Source organism: Acinetobacter sp. ANC_7654, assembly GCF_056779855.1.
Genome location: NZ_JBWYIR010000005.1, coordinates 122,968 through 139,659, shown reverse-complemented (window position 1 = coordinate 139,659; position 16,692 = coordinate 122,968). Strand labels below are relative to the sequence as shown.

Sequence of the window (16,692 nt, the reverse complement as noted above, 5' to 3'; positions counted from 1 at the left end):
CTAAGCTTTCTATTATTGCCGCCTTGTTTTCACGATCTGCTAGGAATAGAAATTTGAGTCATTTTCTTCAGGAACATCTCATTCATCGTGATCAAGATTTTATGGTGATTCACAAACCAGCTGGATTACTTTCTGTTCCGGGCAAAACGTCTGACCTTCAAGATTGCGTTATCAATCGTCTTCTTCAAGAAGAACCGCGTACGCTTTTGATTCATCGTTTAGATCGTGATACATCAGGCTTATTGGTGTTTGGACTCAGCAAAGCAGGTCAAAAATCGATCTCGCGCCAATTTCAAGAACGTGAAACGGATAAAACTTATCAAGCACTAGTCGCGGGATGTGTAAAAGGTCAAGGAACTGTAGACATCCCCGTGATTTACGACCCATCGCGTCCGCCATTGCATATCGTAGATGCGCATCACAATAAAGCAGCGTTAACGCATTGGGAAGCAGTTGAACAATTTCAAATTCAAGATCAGTGGGTGACACGCGTAAAATTAACGCCAATCACAGGTCGAGCACATCAACTTCGCGTTCATATGCAGCATTTAGGGCATCCCATCGTAGGGGATACTTTGTATGCAACACCAGCGCAACAAGCTTTGAAAGATCGACTCTGTTTGCATGCAGAGCAGTTAAGTTTCAATCATCCTGTTACTGGTGAACGATTGAACTTTCATTGTCCAGTGCCGTTCTAAATACACATTTTTAAATCAGCATACGAATATTTTATGATCTGATCATGATGAAATCTTGGATATGATCAATTAAATAGATCGGTGCTAAATATTGCTCACTTTTTGGTGGGCTTTATGTCAAAATATATTGCTTATAGACGTTAAATTTTGCTCAAATCATCTCCTGTTTGAGCATAAGTTTTCAGTCCTAACTTGAGATAAGGTGGAAAAATTGCAGCAGTTTGCTATTGGTCAACGTTGGTTATCAGACACAGAGACAGAGTTAGGTTTAGGGGTTTTGATTGATGTAAATGAACGATCAATTAGTATCCTCTTTCCTAAAAGTGACGAAACCCGTGTCTATGCACGTAGTAACGCACCTTTATCTCGAATTGTGTTCAATGTGAATGATGAGCTTCAAGACCAAGAGGGCATCGTCTGGAAAGTCGAATCATTAGAAGAGCGTGGTGGCGTTATTCGTTACAACGTCATTCGTCAGTTACAAGATGGTACTGATGAACGTAAATCATTAAATGAAACTCGTGTTGGTGCGACGATTCAATTGTCTAAACCACTTGATCGTTTACTGGCAAGCCAAATTGATTATAAAGAATGGTATGACCTGCGTATTGAAGCATTACAAATGCAAGCTAATATGCAAAATAGTCCATTACGTGGCATGGTGGGTGCTCGTGTTGGATTGATACCTCACCAATTTTATATCGCGCATGAAGTAGGTAAGCGCTTTGCTCCACGTGTCTTATTGGCGGATGAAGTTGGTCTAGGTAAAACTATTGAAGCAGGTTTAATCATACACCAGCAACTTAAAACAGGACGTTCTGAACGCATCCTCGTTTTAGTTCCTGATTCGCTGCAATATCAGTGGATGATTGAAATGCGTCGCCGTTTCAATTTGAATTTCTCGCTATTTGATTTAACGCGTACTGCTTCGATCAAAGAACATGATCCAGAATTGAATCCGTTCTTAACTGAACAGTGCATCATTGCGTCTGTTGATCTTATGATCGACCATGAAGATTTACGTGTGCAAGCGCTCGAAGCAGGTTTTGATTTGCTTGTGGTGGATGAAGCACATCATTTGATGTGGTCAGAAGAAGAAGGTGGTAATGACCGCTATGACCTTGTTGAAGAATTTGCTGAAAAAACTGCAGGCGTACTTTTACTGACTGCAACGCCTGAACAGTTAGGGGTCGAGTCTCATTTTGCCCGTTTACGTTTACTCGATCCGCAACGTTTTAGTTCGCTTGATCGTTTCTTAGATGAAGAGGAAAAATATCAGCAAACAGCTCAAATTGCAGAAGTGCTGATGTCGGATCAACCTCTTGAAGCTGATCATTTCCAAGCAATTGAGCAGTTATTGGGTCACAAGATTGAAGATGAGCCAGAACAGCGTTTCCGTGCAATTCATGAATTGTTAGATCGTCACGGTACGGGACGTGTACTATTCCGTAATACACGTGAAGCGATTCAAGGCTTCCCTGGTCGTGATTGTCAGCCTGCACCATTACCTGCGCCAGAAGGATGGTCGATGGATGGTAAACTTCGTGAACAAATGTGGCCAGAAGAAGCGCAATTGGACGGGGCTTGGATGGAAACTGATCCGCGTGTAACGTGGATTATGGAAATGCTCCGTACTCAGTTAAAGCATAAAAAAGTCTTGCTCATTGCGCGTAGTGGGCCTGTAGTTGAAGCTTTAGAAAATGCATTACGTATCCATGCAGGGATCCGTACAGCAATGTTCCATGAAGGCATGAGTCTATTAGAGCGTGACCAAGCAGCTGCTTATTTTGCAGAAGATTCGTATGGTGCTCAGATTTTATTGTGTTCAGAAATTGGCTCAGAAGGTCGTAACTTCCAGTTTGCTTCAGATTTAATCCTATTTGATTTGCCAGCGAACCCTGATGTTCTTGAACAGCGTATCGGTCGACTTGATCGTATTGGTCAAGAAAACCGTATTCAGATTCATGTGCCATATTTAGTGGGCACTGCACAAGAGCGCATGTTCCGTTGGTACAATGAAGCATTAAATATTTTCAGCAATATTTCTCCAACTGCGCAAACCTTACAAGAAAACTTTATTGTTGATCTTAAAGATTGCTTGTTGGCTGATAAAGGTCAAGCGTTTGAAGATCTTCTTGAAGCTGTAAGTGTGCAACGTGAAGCTTTAGAGCAAGAGCTACAAGCAGGACGTGATCGTTTATTGGAATACAATTCTTGTCGCCCAATGGTTGCGCAAGAAATTGTGCAAGCACTCGAAGAGTATGATGACAATACGACTTTGCCAATGTTTATGAAACGCTTCATGGCGTCAACCAATATTGATTTTGATGAGCAAAGTAATGGCACGGTGATTATTAAGCCTACTGATCAAATGCAAGTCCAAGGTCTGACTTTGGATGAGGAAGGCATGACCGTGACGTTCTATCGTGATCAGGCTCAAATCCGTGAAGATGCGCAATACATAACGCTTGAGCATCCTTTCACTGAAAGTGTCATGGAAATGATCAATACGCAATCGTTCGGTAGTACCAATGTGGCGTTATTGAAGTCTGCAGCTTTACCACAAGGTTCAGTTTTAGTTGAGGTGTGGTTCAAAGTGGATGTGATTGCTCCGAAAGCATTGAACTTGCCAGCGAGTTTACCAACACAATTGATTCGTGTGTTATTAAGTGAAAAAGGCCAAGATTTATCAGCTAAAATTGCACCAGATATTTTGAAACCCTACTTACATCATCTTGACGGTAATAGTTGTCGCCAAGTGGTGAAAGCACGTCGTGATGTCGTTGAACAACGTTATGCACAAGCTTTAGACATTGCAAAAGGTGCTTTGCCTGAATTAAAACAGCAAGCGAAAGAAATTTATAGCAATAAATGGCAATATGAAATTGATCGTTTAAGTTATTTGAAACAATTTAACCCAAGTATTCGCGAAGATGAAATTGCACGTTTGCAGAAGCTTCAAAAAGAAGGCTTAAGCCTTTTAGAAGGTTTAGCTGTAACGCCTGAAGCGATTCGAGTCTTGGTGGTGGTAAAGCCATAAAATAAAAAAAAGCACCCTAGGGTGCTTTTTTAGGACTGCAGAAATTGATTGAAGTCAGGTTTTCTTTTTTGTAAGAAAGCCATCACGGCTTCAATCATTTCAGGCGATGTTAAACGTTCTGCAACAACCTCAGCTTCCTGAACAATACAATTCTGAATTTGATCTTGCTCGGGTCGAATTTGTTTTTTAATAATTTTTAGCGTGGTCATTGGCAGTTGAGTCATCTGTTGAGCTCGCTGTAAAGCTAATTGTTCAGGTTGCTCGCAAATCTGATTGATGATTCGACATTTTAGCGCTTCTTCCGCTGAAAATTTTCGACCTGTTAGCAATAATTCGGCAGCCATATGATAACCAGCCAACTCAGTGAAAAGAAGGCTGGTGCCACCTTCTACAGATAATCCCAAACTTACAAATGGAATTTGAAATTCTGTATCGGGGTGAGCGTATACCATGTCACAGTGAAATAGCATAGTGACGCCAACGCCTATAGTGCAGCCACGTACCGCAGCAATAATAGGTTTAGAAAATCTTGCGATCGCTTTTAGGAAGACAAATGGTGGTGTAGCATCAGCGGCTAAACCAACATATTTTTGAGCGGCAGACATAAAATCTTTCAGATCATTTCCTGCGGTAAAATCATGTTCGTTACCCTGTAAAATCACAACATTCACTTGTTGAGATTGATCTGCCGCATCCAATATTTTTGCAATGTCATTGTACATTTCCCCAGTTAAAGCATTTTTTTGCTCGGGGTGATCAATTTTGATGGTCAGGATTCTATTCTCAATCGTGACATGAATAAAAGAGTTTAGTGAATCTAAATTTTTTAACATGGCGGCATTCCTTGTCGCAAATTAAAAAAGCTCAGTAGGCACGATTGTATACTGAGCTTTTATTCGTGCCTTATTGGCATTAAAGTCGATTTAAAATTTGCTCAGCATCTGAATAATTCATGTATTTTGGTACGGCATAAATTCCATGGGCTTCAGTAAAAGCAGATTTAATCATCTCTGGGAAATCTTGCTTTTTTAAATTCGGAATCTCAGTATTGATTTTCAAATTTTTGAGTAATTGCTTTACGCTTTGAATGAAAATATTTGCGGCTTGTTCATCCGAAGTGTGTGACGAGCTTAAACCAATTTTCTTCGCTGCTAGTGCTAAGCGTTTTTCTGATGCTTTACGATTAAATTCTAGAACATGAGGCAAGATAATGGCATTAGCGCGTCCGTGTGGGATTTGATATTGAGTCCCTAATTGATGCGCTAAAGCATGTACATAGCCAATTCCAGCACTATTCATTGCCAAGCCAGCATAATGAGAACCGAGCGCCATTGCTTCACGTGCTGCAATATTCTGACCATCTTCAAATGCAGTTTTTAAATTTTCCATGATCAATTTCATGGCTGCACTGGCGTAATAATCTGATTGTTTGTTGGCGAATCCGCTTACCCACGATTCAATTGCATGAGTAAGGGCATCAATACCAGTGTCAGCAGTGATAGCAGGTGGCATGCCTTTCATGATGACGGGATCTAAAGCAGTTGCTAATGGAACGACTTTGGGATCAATAACTAAGCCTTTAATATGAGTTTCACTGTCTGAAATAACTGCGGCAATGGTAACTTCAGAACCTGTACCTGCGGTGGTCGGAATCACGAACAATGGATATGCAGGTTTACGGCTTTTTAAAATTCCAAAAAGTTGTTTAGGCGATTTATTGTTTGCGGCTGCGAGCGCTAATACTTTTGCTGTATCAATCGTCGAACCACCCCCTATACCCAATACGCTATCGCATGCGGTATTTTTAAACAGTGCTAGAGATTTTTCGACAATTTCACAAGTTGGATCAGGTTTTACATCAGAGAAAATAACAACTTCAATCCCATTGTGCTGTAATTGATCTTGAATGGGTTGTATGACACCTAATTTGACCAATACTGCATCAGTCACAATCATCACTTTTTTCATGCCGAGCTGAGCAATATTGCCACACAATTGCATTGATGAATCTTCACCCGCAAATACGAGAGGATGTGATACTGGGATTGCAAGGGTGAGGGCTTTGACAGCCATGAGTTGAGTTTTTGCACGTAAAATAGTGGCAATCTGAGCCATAATGATCAATCTCTATCCATGAGTTTGATTTAGTTATAGGATAATCATTGTCCAAGTACATTGGCGATAATCATCAACACATTGGTCTTAAATTACAATTTTATCAAAAATATAGCGCTATTAAACTGAGCAAAATAATGGTTGGATTTTGATCAGAATTCATGATAGAAAATAGAAAATAATTCGAAAATTTAAATCGTAAAGCTGTAGTTTTTACTCGGCAATCAGTAACTCAGGACGAGTTTAAAACGATTAAATCAGCTTTCGGTTATGAGTAATTACATAACAACAATGATGCGTTATTGGGAGTCATTACACATGGAAGTAAATCAGAACAACAACCAATTTGAGTTTTTACCGACTCATATTCACTATTTAATGTATTGGGAAAAGAAATCGCCAAACCAAGATTTCTTGGTTCAGCCTTTACCAAATGGTCAGGTGATTAAATACACTTGGGGAGAAGTGGCCAGTCAAGTCAAAAAAATGGCTGCTTATTTACAATCTTTGAATTTGCCTGGTCGTTCTCAGATTGCAATTTTTGGTAAAAATAGTGCGCATTGGATTATGGCAGATCTTGCAATTTGGATGGCAGGTCATGTGTCGGTTCCTTTATATACGACTCTCAATGGTGAAGGAACCAAATATGTTCTAGATCATAGTGAAACTAAGGCTTTGTTTATCGGTAAACTGGATGGTATTGGAGACAGTTGGAACGATGTGAAACAAATCATCCCGCAAGATATGCATTGTATTAAATTGCCATTGGCACCTGACTATAATGCGCCAACATGGGATGAAATCACTGCGAAAACAGCACCAACCAGTGAGCCTTATTTTCCAAACGAGGATGAGCTTGCGACCATTATTTATACCTCGGGCAGTACAGGTCTACCTAAGGGCGTTATGCAAAGTTATAAGACCTTGCTCTCACCTGCGAGTGAGCTGAAATCTACGTTTGGTGTTTCAGAAAAAGATCGTGCTTTATCTTACTTGCCGCTAGCTCATGTTGCAGAGCGTGTATTTATTCAATCATCCGTGATGATTTGTGGTTTTACCGTTTATTTTGCTAATTCATTAGATACATTTATTGAAGATCTTAATCGTGCAAAACCAACGATCTTCTTTTCTGTGCCACGTTTATGGACTAAATTTTATTTGGGGATTAATGAAAAAATTCCGCTTAATGTACAAAACGTGTTGTTTAAAATCCCATTCTTGGGCAATAAGATTAAGCAAAAACTCTTGGCAAAATTGGGTTTGAATCATGTTCGTTATGCTTTAACGGGTTCTGCACCTTTACCCGTAGATATTATTAAATGGTATCGTAATTTGGGCTTAGAGTTGCTTGAAGTTTATGGAATGACAGAAAACTGTGGATACTCGCATATCACACGTATGGGTGAATATATGAGTGGATATGTCGGACATGTTCAAGCACGAGTAGACTGCAAGATTGATGAAAATGGTGAGATTTTAGTCAGAAGCCCAGGAACCATGTTGGGTTATTACAAAAACCCAGAAAAAACAGCTGAAGATTTGACTGAGGATGGCTATTTAAGAACAGGTGACATGGGTGAAATTGATGCGACTGGCCGTCTAAAAATTACTGGACGTGTAAAGGACATCTTTAAAACTCAGAAAGGTAAGTATGTAATGCCTGTACCAATTGAACAAAAGATTGGTAATAACCAAATGATTGAATCTGTCTGTGTTGGTGGTGCAAGCCATAAACAGCCGATCGCCTTTGTGATGTTGGCAGAAGAAATTCGCAATAAATTACAGCAAGATAATAAACGTGATGATATCGAAGCAAAATTAATTGAGTTAAAGAATGAAATTAATGAAAAGCTTGAACCGCATGAAAAAATTGCATTCTTTGTGGTCATCATGGATTTGTGGACGATGGATAACGATATGTTGACGCCGACTATGAAGATTAAGCGTAATAAAATTGAGGCGAAGTACGAAGCCCTTATTCCAACTTGGGTTGCTCAAAATAAAGAAGTTATTTGGGAAAAGTAATAAAAAAGCCCTTCAACTGAAGGGCTTTTTTTACACTCAGTATTTATTCTTTCAGATGACGTGCGCCTTCTAAAATCATTCGGATCATCGTCATCGTTTGTTCAGCTACAACTTTTCTTTCATCGTGTGGCATGTTGATTAATTTAGCACCCATAGTGAATACTAATTGGGTAATCGCTTTAGCTGCCAATTCTGGGTGCTTGATTTTATGAGGGTTATTTTGCTCAAGACGAACAAGGTCATCCATGAGTTCTTGCTGAAAGTAATTGAGCTGTTTTTCAACCGCCTCTTTATAAGAGGCAGAACCAGTATAACCTTCACGTAACAACAGGCTTAGATTACCTTCGTCAGCATCTAACTGTTCAATAAATACTTCAACTGAACTACGCACAATACTTGAATTGCGAACTGCTTTTAAGCGAGCTTGATGCAAGATTTGACGTAAAACAATACCTGAGCGATCAATCAATTCAATGGCAAGTTCGTCGATATCTTTAAAATGTCTATAAAAACTGTTTGGCGCAATTCCTGCTTCACGGGCAACTTCGCGCAAGCTTAAAGATGCGATGCTTTTTTGAGGTCCGATAAGGTTGAGAGCAGCTTGGAATAATTCTTCTTTCGTGATTGTGGCTTTTCTTCCGACTGTACGTGCAGTTGGATGCTCCAAAATGGATGCGGATTCACTGGCATGTAGAGGAGAAAGAGTAATCGTAGAGCTGCTCATAAATATCAGAAGTTTACATTTAGAGTTGCATTATATCGCTCTGTGTCAGGATATGGAAATCAATAGATGATATACAAGTGTCTATACAAATATATATACATGTGTATAATAATTCTAAACCCACTGTGATGAGCCCATAATGCAAGCAGTTAAGCCACCTAAAAATTTGATTAGATCCGCAGTAAATGCTGTATTTGATCCGAATGCTGCCAATTTTTGGTTGCAAAAGATCGATCCAATTTGGTCGGTGAATCAATCATTAGGCAAAATTGTTGAACGTACACAAGTTGCAAATGATACGGTCAGCTTAAAAATTGCGGTTAATCGAAAATTTCAGTTTGGTGAAGCAGGGCAACATCATCCAGTTATTGTCACGACACGAGGTCGTTGTTTTGAACGTACCTATAGTTTGACCAAAATCGACACTCAACATGTATTGTTGACTGCTAAGAAAGTCGATCAGGGTGTAGTCAGTTCTTGGATTAACGATATGGCTGAGGTAGGCGATATTGTTGAGTTTGGTGCACCCTATGGAGATATGACACTTGGAAGTGTAAATACACCTCTATTAATGCTGGCCGCAGGGAGTGGTATTACTCCAATGTACAGCTTAATCAAGGCATTATTGCAGCAAGAAAAAAAATTAGTTCAGCCAGTTAAATTGATGTACTGGGCAAAAAAAACAGAAGATTTAGCATTTCAAACAGAGTTGATTGCTTTGGCGAATCAACACTCAAATTTTAATGTTGAATTTTTTACCACTCAAGATGAAGAGGCTGATTCCCGTTTAGAGGATTCTCATTTAACGGCTATCGAATCCTTAGATCAATATACGGTTTATGCATGCGGTCCAGCAGGATTTGTGCAACTTGCTGAACAACTAACTGATAATCGTGTTCATAAATTTAAAGGTGAAGCATTTAGTGTTGAACCATTCATTAGTGATGAGACTGGTTTTGTTCAGGTCACACTTACGAAATCAAATAAGGTCGTCACGATTCCAAAGGGACAATCAATACTTGCAAGTTTAGAGCAACAAAATATTCGCCCACAGCACGGTTGCCGCATGGGGGTATGTAATAAATGTGCATGCCATAAAGCGCAAGGTGCAACTAAAAACCTCGTCAATGGTGCAGAAAATACTGAGCCTGGAAATCTGCTCAAAATCTGTATCAATTCAGCTCAGTCTGATCTCACTATCGACCTATAAGCGAGAATAATCATGAATATGCCAGTTCAAGCACAATATTTCAAAAACCCAAAAAATCGTGAACTCACTGATGCACAACTTGATGAACTCGCACGTGAACTTGATGCAATTAAGCAGGAAGTTCTTGATGATTTAGGTGAAAAAGACGAAAAGTATATTAAGCGAGTGTATGCAGCGATTCGCTACAGTTCAATCCTTGGACGTGCATGCTTATTTGCTGGCTGGTTTCCTCCAGCATGGCTTTTAGGCACAGGCTTGCTTGGTTTTGCCAAAATCATGGAAAACATGGAGTTGGGCCATAATGTGATGCATGGTCAATATGATTGGATGAACGACCCTAAATTTAAAGGGACAACTTACGAATGGGATATCGTCGGCACATCTGATGATTGGCGCCAAACCCACAACTACAAACACCATACCTATACCAATATTAAAGGTATGGATGATGATATTGGTTATGGAATTCTTCGTTTGTTCCCAGAGCAACGCTGGAAAAAAGGATATTTATTACAACCACTTTACAGTATTCCATTCTGTTTGTTATTCCAGTGGGGTGTAGCGATTCAGAACTTAGAAATTGGTAAGCGCTTAAAAGGGCGCATGACCAAAGAAGAATTTCAACAACGTTTGAACCCGATGAAAAAGAAAATGGGGAAACAGTTATTTAAAGATTATGTTTTCTTCCCACTCATCGCTGGTCCTGCAGCATTACCCGTTTTAACAGGTAATTTAGTCGCTAATGGTATTCGTAACATTTGGACATTCAGTATTATTTTCTGCGGTCATTTCACCAAAGATGTGGAAGTTTTCCCGAAGTCAGTTTTAGAAAATGAAAGCCGTGGCCATTGGTATATGCGTCAAATTCGTGGGTCTTCTAACCTCACAGGTTCAGAAGGATTCCATATTCTGACGGGGCATCTGAGTCATCAGATTGAGCATCATCTTTATCCAGATATTCCTGCTCGACGTTACCGTCAAATGGGGCCTAAAGTGAAAGCGGTGTGTGAAAAATACGGCTTGAATTACAATAATGCGAGTTTATTTAAACAATATGGTCAGGTTTTGGGACGTATTGTGAAATATGCCTTCCCATTTAAAAAGTAAGGAACAAAAAAAAGCCACTTATTGAGTGGCTTTTTGAACTTTAATAGCAAACTATTTTAATTGAATTGATCCATTTGCATTGACTGTGATTGTTGATTCTCCAGCAGCCATATTTTGTGAGTCTGCAACGGGTGCACTCTCTATAACCATTGCGGCACGTGCCATGGCCAATGGTCTTGGTGAATAATTATTGGTGTTCATATTCAAGTTAACCAAGTTATAACTAGAACGATTCCAAGCTTTAGTGAGAACCTGAGCGCGCTGTTGGAAATTTTGCGTGGCTTCAGTCAATAACTCATTTTCAACCTGCTTTCGTTTTTCAGTGGAAACAGTGAAATTAATCGATTGTGTTTGAAAATTTTGTTGTAACTCGCTAATTAATTGGCTCGCTGCTTTAAAATCTTTGCTTTCAATATTCACTTCAGCGCGGCCGCGCCATTCCTTCAGTTTTGTTGAATTGTTGTTGTCATAGACAGGGTAAGTGGTCTGAGAACCTGTTTCGACCTTAACTTGGGGGTATTTTTTACTGATGTTGATGGCCTGATTCATCAATTGGGTCATTTGTGTTGAAAGTTGTGCAGGCTGTTTATTACTTTTTTCAATAAATAGAATGGCGTGCATTTCGTCATTAGAGACTTGTTTAGAAGCGTCTGCTTGAAGATTAATAATATTAGTTTTAGGTTCTGTGTCAGCAAGTACCGAAAAGCTAATCCCGGTAGCTAATATCAATAGTGGCAGTTTTAATAATTTCATTGTTATCTCTGTATCTTCACCTGATGAATATTCTACAGAATATTCTAATCTTTTTTGATGGAGAAAAAATGTGATTATTTGGTGATGAGATAGTAGCAATTGTAATATTCAACACCGATTTTACGACTTAAGTCGCCTTAACAAGGCTTTTAAAATGTATTTTAATTGAATTGTAGTTGAACAATAAAAGAATATAACTTGTCTTTGGATTAGTGCATTAATAATTTGTAATTCATGGATAATTCTATTATCAATGGTCTAATAAGTAGTATTAGAAATAGATTAAACATTCTGTATATTTAAATAATAAAATTTTAAAAACATGTAAAACAATAAGATAGTGTCTTCATTTGATAAATTATTTATAGTCTGAAACTATTGTCATAAAGAAAATAAGTATTGGCATATAGGTCAAGATTTTTCCATTCTAGCTCTCATCAGAGATGCAGGTATCTCTCTAAAAGAATTTGTCCTTTAGAAGATTGTTTTCAAGCAATTTCCTAAGGTCAAATAGATCATCGAATGAAGTTGAAGGAAGTCTTGATGTCTAATTCTGCTGTAGTTGAATCAGTAGCACAAGCGTTACGAACTGCTGAATTATCACAAAGTGCAATCGCACCAATTCGCCCAACGTTGGGTGGTGAAGCTGCTGATGTAGATATCGCTTACGCTGTACAAGAAGTGAATACAGCGCGTGCCTTATCAGAAGGTCGTCGTTTAGTTGGGCGTAAAATCGGTTTGACATCAAAAGTGGTTCAAGCACAACTCGGTGTAGATCAACCTGACTTCGGTATGCTGTTTGCAGACATGGCTTATGGTGATGGAGAGGCGATTCCTGCAGGTCTATTGATCCAACCTAAAGTAGAAGCGGAAATCGCTTTGGTGATCAAACAAGATTTAACGAAAGAAAAACACACTTATGCTGACATTATCAGCGCGACTGATTATGCACTTCCTGCTGTTGAGGTGGTGGATAGTCGAATTGAAAACTGGAAGATCAGTTTGATTGACACTGTCGCAGATAATGCATCTTCAGCTGCATTTGTATTGGGTTCACGTCCTGTAAAACTCGATAACCTTGATCTAGTGAATTGTAAAATGATCATGACACGTGGTGAAGAAGTCGTGTCTCAAGGTGTTGGTAAGGCTTGCTTAGCAAACCCTTTAAATGCAGCTGTCTGGCTTGCTGATGAAATGGTACGTCGTGGTCGTCCATTGTTAGCTGGTGACATTATTTTAACAGGTGCATTAGGCCCTATGGTTGTAGCAAACCCAGGTGATGAATTCAAAGTTGAGATTGAAGGCTTTGGTTCAGTGACTGCTGCTTTCGCTGCTGAATAAGTCGGAATTTTGAGAGAGTACGTTAATGAAAAAGATTAAATGTGCAATGATCGGACCAGGTAACATTGGTACTGATTTGCTTTACAAACTTCAACGTAGCGAATGGTTAGAGCCAGTTTGGATGGTGGGTATCGATCCTACTTCTGAAGGTCTTGCTCGTGCTGCGAAAATGGGTTTAAAAACCACTGCAGAAGGGGTTGATGGTCTTCTTCCTCACGTCATTGAAGATGATATCAAAATTGCTTTTGATGCAACGTCTGCATATGTACATGCTGAAAACAGCCGCAAGTTAAATGAACTTGGTGTACTGATGATTGACTTAACACCTGCTGCAATTGGTCCTTTCTGTGTTCCACCTGTGAACTTAGAAGCTTTACTTGCAGAAGGTGAAGTGCCTAACGTGAATATGGTAACGTGTGGTGGTCAGGCGACAATTCCTATGGTTGCAGCAGTTTCACGTGTTCAACCTGTTGAATATGGTGAGATCATCGCGACTGTGTCTACAAAATCTGTAGGTCCTGGTACACGTAAAAACATCGACGAATTCACACGTACAACTGCGGGTGCTATTGAGAAAGTTGGTGGTGCGAAAAAAGGTAAAGCGATCATCATCATTAACCCTGCTGAGCCACCACTTATGATGCGTGACACAGTACACTGTCTTGTTGAAGGTGAGCCAGATCAAGCTGCGATCACTGAATCAGTTCACGCGATGATTAAAGAAGTGCAAAAATATGTACCAGGTTACAAACTTGTAAATGGTCCAATTTTTGATGGTAACCGTGTTTCTATCTTCTTGGAAGTAGAAGGTTTGGGTGATTTCTTGCCGAAATATGCAGGTAACCTCGACATTATGACAGCTGCAGCTGCTCGTACAGCAGAAATGTTTGCTGAACACGTATTCAACAAAGAAGAAGCTTAAGGAGCAACCGCATGTCTAAGATTATTGTTCATGATATGACTTTACGTGATGGTATGCATCCGCAGCGCCATCAAACGACTGTTGAGCAAATGATTGCAATTTCAACAGCACTTGATGATGCAGGCGTACCATTAATTGAAGTCACTCACGGTGACGGCCTTGGTGGTTCATCAGTAAACTACGGTTTTGCTGCTGCGACTGACGAAGAATACTTGTCTGCTGTTGTACCGCGTATGAAGAATGCAAAAGTTTCTGCACTTCTTCTTCCTGGTATCGGTACGGTTGACCACTTGAAAATGGCACATGAAATCGGTGTATCAACGATTCGTGTTGCAACTCACTGTACTGAAGCTGACTGTTCTGAACAGCACATCACCGCTGCGCGTAAATTAGAAATGGACACAGTGGGCTTCTTAATGTTGGCTCACATGGCATCTCCAGAGCGTCTTTTAGAAGAAGCGAAGAAGATGGTGTCTTACGGTGCAAACTGTATTTATGTGACTGACTCAGCAGGTTACATGCTTCCTCAAGATGTAATTGATCGCGTTGGACACTTACGTCAACACTTGGACCCAAGCATTGAGTTGGGTTTCCACGGTCACCACAACTTAGGTATGGGTGTATCAAATACTGTTGCTGCTGTTGAAGCAGGCGCGGTACGTGTTGACTTGGCATCTGCAGGTCTCGGTGCGGGTGCAGGTAACACACCACTTGAATTGTTCATCGCTGTTGCAAATCGTATGGGTATGGACACAGGCGTTGACTTGTTCAAAGTACAAGATGTTGCTGAAGATCTCGTGATTCCAATGATGCACAACCCAATTCGTGCAGACCGTGATGCAGCTACTTTAGGTTATGCGGGTGTTTACTCTTCATTCCTATTGTTCGCTAAACGTGCTGAAGCGAAATATGGCGTATCTGCGCGTGAAATCTTAATGGAGCTTGGTCGCCGTGGTACTGTTGGTGGTCAGGAAGACATGATTGAAGATCTAGCTTTGACTATGGCTAAAGCAAAAGAACTTAACGCATAATTTAAAAGTGATTTGAAAGAGCACTCTTAGGAGTGCTTTTTTTATGAATTTAGAAAAGATACATATAAAAAAACAATTGCGTGAGATGTTTGGGTGCTTATATTGAGTGATTTGGTGTAGAGCGTATCGTGATTGTTAAACTTAAAAACTATTAAATAAAATGGCAAAATGCTTTTGGGTTAATTTGTAAGATATTAAAATATAATAAATTATCCATAGTAAAAGTTAATTTGCTTAGTTACTGAGCTATTATTAATTGTTTATAACAATGAGAGTTTTTAAAGTATTGTTTTTCATCGGAAAAGTCTAAATTTTTTTTAGACTCTAGTCTGATTTCTTCAGAGTGCACAATTTAGCAATATGCTCATCAACGCTGATTTGAGTATAGGATGAAGCCATGCGTCATCAAAAATTATGGCTAGCAATGATTGCTGCAACAACTCTAGGGACAACTGCTGCTCACGCGAATTTTGTGGCTGATTCAAATGTTCAGCTTAAATTTAAAAATTTCTATTTAGAACGTAATTACGATACAGCACCAAATCTAGATTATGGTAACTGGACGCAAGCAATCACTTTAGATGCTAAATCGGGTTATCACGATATTGGTGCAGGCATTCAAGTTGGTGCAGATCTCTTGGCTCAATATGCAATTGGATTGAAATCTCGTGATTCTGTAAATGACATTCATATGCCATATGATAACAGTCAAGGTCGTACAGAACGCGATAATGCTAAATTCGGTGCGACTTTAAAAGTTAAAGTTTCTGAAACTGAACTTAAAGTAGGTGATTTATTGCCGATGTCACCAGTTATTTTCTTCGATCCATCACGCCAATTATTAACCACCTATAGTGGTGCATGGTTAGAGTCGAAAGATATTCAGGATACTAAATTAACCTTGGCTTATATTGATGGTATTAATGCGCGTTACGATAATCAGTATCAAGATTTGACCTTATTCCCAAACAATGATTTTGCAAAGGCAGAAGCTCAAGGTCTCACAACTGATGACGGAATGTATATTGTTGGTGTTGATCACCAGTTTACATCAAAGATTGGTGGTAGTTATTGGTTCGCTGATTTAACTGATATCTTCAAGCAACATTATGTTGCTGCAAGCTATAAAACTAAACTTGATGAAAAAACGAATTTAGATGCACATATTCGTTACTTCGATAACAGTGAAACTGGCGATAAACTTTTTGGTGAAATCGATAGCCAAGCTATTTCTATGGGGGCGAAAGTCAACCATGGTATGCATACCGTTCAGTTGGGTTATCAAGAGATGTTTGGGGAGCATGGAGATAAAGCGACACTATTCCCAACATTGGGTGGTTGGGTGCCACAACCTTATTTAGATAATTGGTCCGTCGCGAGTTTTATCCGTAAGGATGAGAAATCTTGGAGCGTTGGTTATACCTATAATTTTAAAGAAATGGGTGTCCCAGGATTATCGGCAACTGTGCGTCATTTCCAAGGTTGGAATATTGATACTACAACACCAGGTCGAGGTCGTGAGAACGAAAATAATATTATCGTGAACTATGTTGTGCCAGAAGGTAAGTACAAAGGTCTTGGTTTCAACTACATGTTCATTGATACTAATTATAACAACATCAATGTTCCAGGCACCTTGAGTGATTTAGAAGAGCATCGTGTGGCGTTAAGTTATAGTTATAAATTCTAAAGAATGAAATTGATCTCGATATGATGAGTAGGGATT

At 39.5% G+C, this 16,692-nt stretch carries 13 protein-coding genes; 9 read left to right on the top strand and 4 right to left on the bottom strand.

Annotation, left to right across the window (positions count from 1 at the left end):
- Window positions 1–53 precede the first annotated feature (53 nt).
- Window positions 54–698: an RluA family pseudouridine synthase gene (locus AC1M86_RS07655; protein WP_481607664.1), complete on the top strand. Its 645-nt coding sequence runs from the start codon at window positions 54–56 to the stop codon at window positions 696–698.
- A gap of 202 nt (window positions 699–900) precedes the next feature.
- Window positions 901–3,738, top strand: a complete 2,838-nt coding sequence (gene rapA / locus AC1M86_RS07650) for an RNA polymerase-associated protein RapA (RefSeq protein WP_481607663.1) — start codon at window positions 901–903, stop codon at window positions 3,736–3,738.
- 29 nt (window positions 3,739–3,767) lie between these two features.
- On the opposite strand, the gene AC1M86_RS07645 is transcribed toward rapA, so the two are convergent.
- Window positions 3,768–4,571 (bottom strand): enoyl-CoA hydratase-related protein, encoded by an 804-nt coding sequence (locus tag AC1M86_RS07645; protein ID WP_481607662.1) that lies wholly within the window; start codon window positions 4,569–4,571, stop codon window positions 3,768–3,770.
- A 79-nt stretch (window positions 4,572–4,650) separates the two neighbouring features.
- A complete protein-coding gene (locus AC1M86_RS07640; RefSeq protein WP_481607661.1) occupies window positions 4,651–5,853 on the bottom strand; it encodes an iron-containing alcohol dehydrogenase in 1,203 nt (400 codons plus the stop codon).
- Window positions 5,854–6,171: 318 nt separating this feature from the next.
- On the opposite strand from AC1M86_RS07640, the gene AC1M86_RS07635 reads away from it, so the two are divergent.
- The gene (locus AC1M86_RS07635; protein WP_035267149.1) at window positions 6,172–7,878 is read left to right on the top strand and encodes an AMP-binding protein; all 1,707 of its coding nucleotides are present in this window, start codon (window positions 6,172–6,174) and stop codon (window positions 7,876–7,878) included.
- Between the two features lie 43 nt (window positions 7,879–7,921).
- Here AC1M86_RS07635 and fabR read toward each other — a convergent pair whose 3' ends face one another.
- Window positions 7,922–8,602 (bottom strand): HTH-type transcriptional repressor FabR, encoded by a 681-nt coding sequence (gene fabR / locus AC1M86_RS07630; protein WP_035267148.1) that lies wholly within the window; start codon window positions 8,600–8,602, stop codon window positions 7,922–7,924.
- A 139-nt stretch (window positions 8,603–8,741) separates the two neighbouring features.
- Here fabR and AC1M86_RS07625 point away from each other — a divergent pair, with 139 nt between their 5' ends.
- On the top strand, window positions 8,742–9,812 hold the full coding sequence (locus AC1M86_RS07625) for a flavin reductase family protein (RefSeq protein WP_481607660.1): 1,071 nt from the start codon (window positions 8,742–8,744) through the stop codon (window positions 9,810–9,812).
- A 12-nt stretch (window positions 9,813–9,824) separates the two neighbouring features.
- The gene (locus AC1M86_RS07620) at window positions 9,825–10,919 is read left to right on the top strand and encodes a fatty acid desaturase family protein (RefSeq protein ID WP_179997864.1); all 1,095 of its coding nucleotides are present in this window, start codon (window positions 9,825–9,827) and stop codon (window positions 10,917–10,919) included.
- A 51-nt stretch (window positions 10,920–10,970) separates the two neighbouring features.
- On the opposite strand, the gene AC1M86_RS07615 is transcribed toward AC1M86_RS07620, so the two are convergent.
- Window positions 10,971–11,672 (bottom strand): SIMPL domain-containing protein, encoded by a 702-nt coding sequence (locus AC1M86_RS07615; RefSeq protein ID WP_481607659.1) that lies wholly within the window; start codon window positions 11,670–11,672, stop codon window positions 10,971–10,973.
- Window positions 11,673–12,215: 543 nt separating this feature from the next.
- Between AC1M86_RS07615 and AC1M86_RS07610 the strand changes: the two genes are divergently transcribed.
- The 4 genes from AC1M86_RS07610 (at window position 12,216) to AC1M86_RS07595 (ending at window position 16,656) form a co-directional block, all read left to right on the top strand.
- Window positions 12,216–13,013: a 2-keto-4-pentenoate hydratase gene (locus AC1M86_RS07610; protein ID WP_180028836.1), complete on the top strand. Its 798-nt coding sequence runs from the start codon at window positions 12,216–12,218 to the stop codon at window positions 13,011–13,013.
- Window positions 13,014–13,038: 25 nt separating this feature from the next.
- Window positions 13,039–13,935, top strand: a complete 897-nt coding sequence (locus tag AC1M86_RS07605; RefSeq protein ID WP_035267137.1) for an acetaldehyde dehydrogenase (acetylating) — start codon at window positions 13,039–13,041, stop codon at window positions 13,933–13,935.
- A gap of 11 nt (window positions 13,936–13,946) precedes the next feature.
- On the top strand, window positions 13,947–14,966 hold the full coding sequence (gene dmpG, locus AC1M86_RS07600) for a 4-hydroxy-2-oxovalerate aldolase (RefSeq protein WP_092767099.1): 1,020 nt from the start codon (window positions 13,947–13,949) through the stop codon (window positions 14,964–14,966).
- A 397-nt stretch (window positions 14,967–15,363) separates the two neighbouring features.
- Window positions 15,364–16,656, top strand: coding sequence for an OprD family outer membrane porin (locus AC1M86_RS07595; protein ID WP_481607658.1), 1,293 nt, complete (start codon window positions 15,364–15,366; stop codon window positions 16,654–16,656).
- The last annotated feature ends 36 nt before the right edge of the window (window positions 16,657–16,692 follow it).

Bases quoted from the DNA above. Each gene is read 5' to 3' on its own strand.
- AC1M86_RS07645 (WP_481607662.1), bottom strand. From the start codon at position 4,571: ATGTTAAAAAATTTAGATTCACTAAACTCTTTTATTCATGTCACGATT.
- AC1M86_RS07640 (WP_481607661.1), bottom strand. From the start codon at position 5,853: ATGGCTCAGATTGCCACTATTTTACGTGCAAAAACTCAACTCATGGCT.
- AC1M86_RS07635 (WP_035267149.1), top strand. From the start codon at position 6,172: ATGGAAGTAAATCAGAACAACAACCAATTTGAGTTTTTACCGACTCAT.
- fabR (WP_035267148.1), bottom strand. From the start codon at position 8,602: ATGAGCAGCTCTACGATTACTCTTTCTCCTCTACATGCCAGTGAATCC.
- AC1M86_RS07625 (WP_481607660.1), top strand. From the start codon at position 8,742: ATGCAAGCAGTTAAGCCACCTAAAAATTTGATTAGATCCGCAGTAAAT.
- AC1M86_RS07620 (WP_179997864.1), top strand. From the start codon at position 9,825: ATGAATATGCCAGTTCAAGCACAATATTTCAAAAACCCAAAAAATCGT.
- AC1M86_RS07615 (WP_481607659.1), bottom strand. From the start codon at position 11,672: ATGAAATTATTAAAACTGCCACTATTGATATTAGCTACCGGGATTAGC.
- AC1M86_RS07610 (WP_180028836.1), top strand. From the start codon at position 12,216: ATGTCTAATTCTGCTGTAGTTGAATCAGTAGCACAAGCGTTACGAACT.
- AC1M86_RS07605 (WP_035267137.1), top strand. From the start codon at position 13,039: ATGAAAAAGATTAAATGTGCAATGATCGGACCAGGTAACATTGGTACT.
- dmpG (WP_092767099.1), top strand. From the start codon at position 13,947: ATGTCTAAGATTATTGTTCATGATATGACTTTACGTGATGGTATGCAT.
- AC1M86_RS07595 (WP_481607658.1), top strand. From the start codon at position 15,364: ATGCGTCATCAAAAATTATGGCTAGCAATGATTGCTGCAACAACTCTA.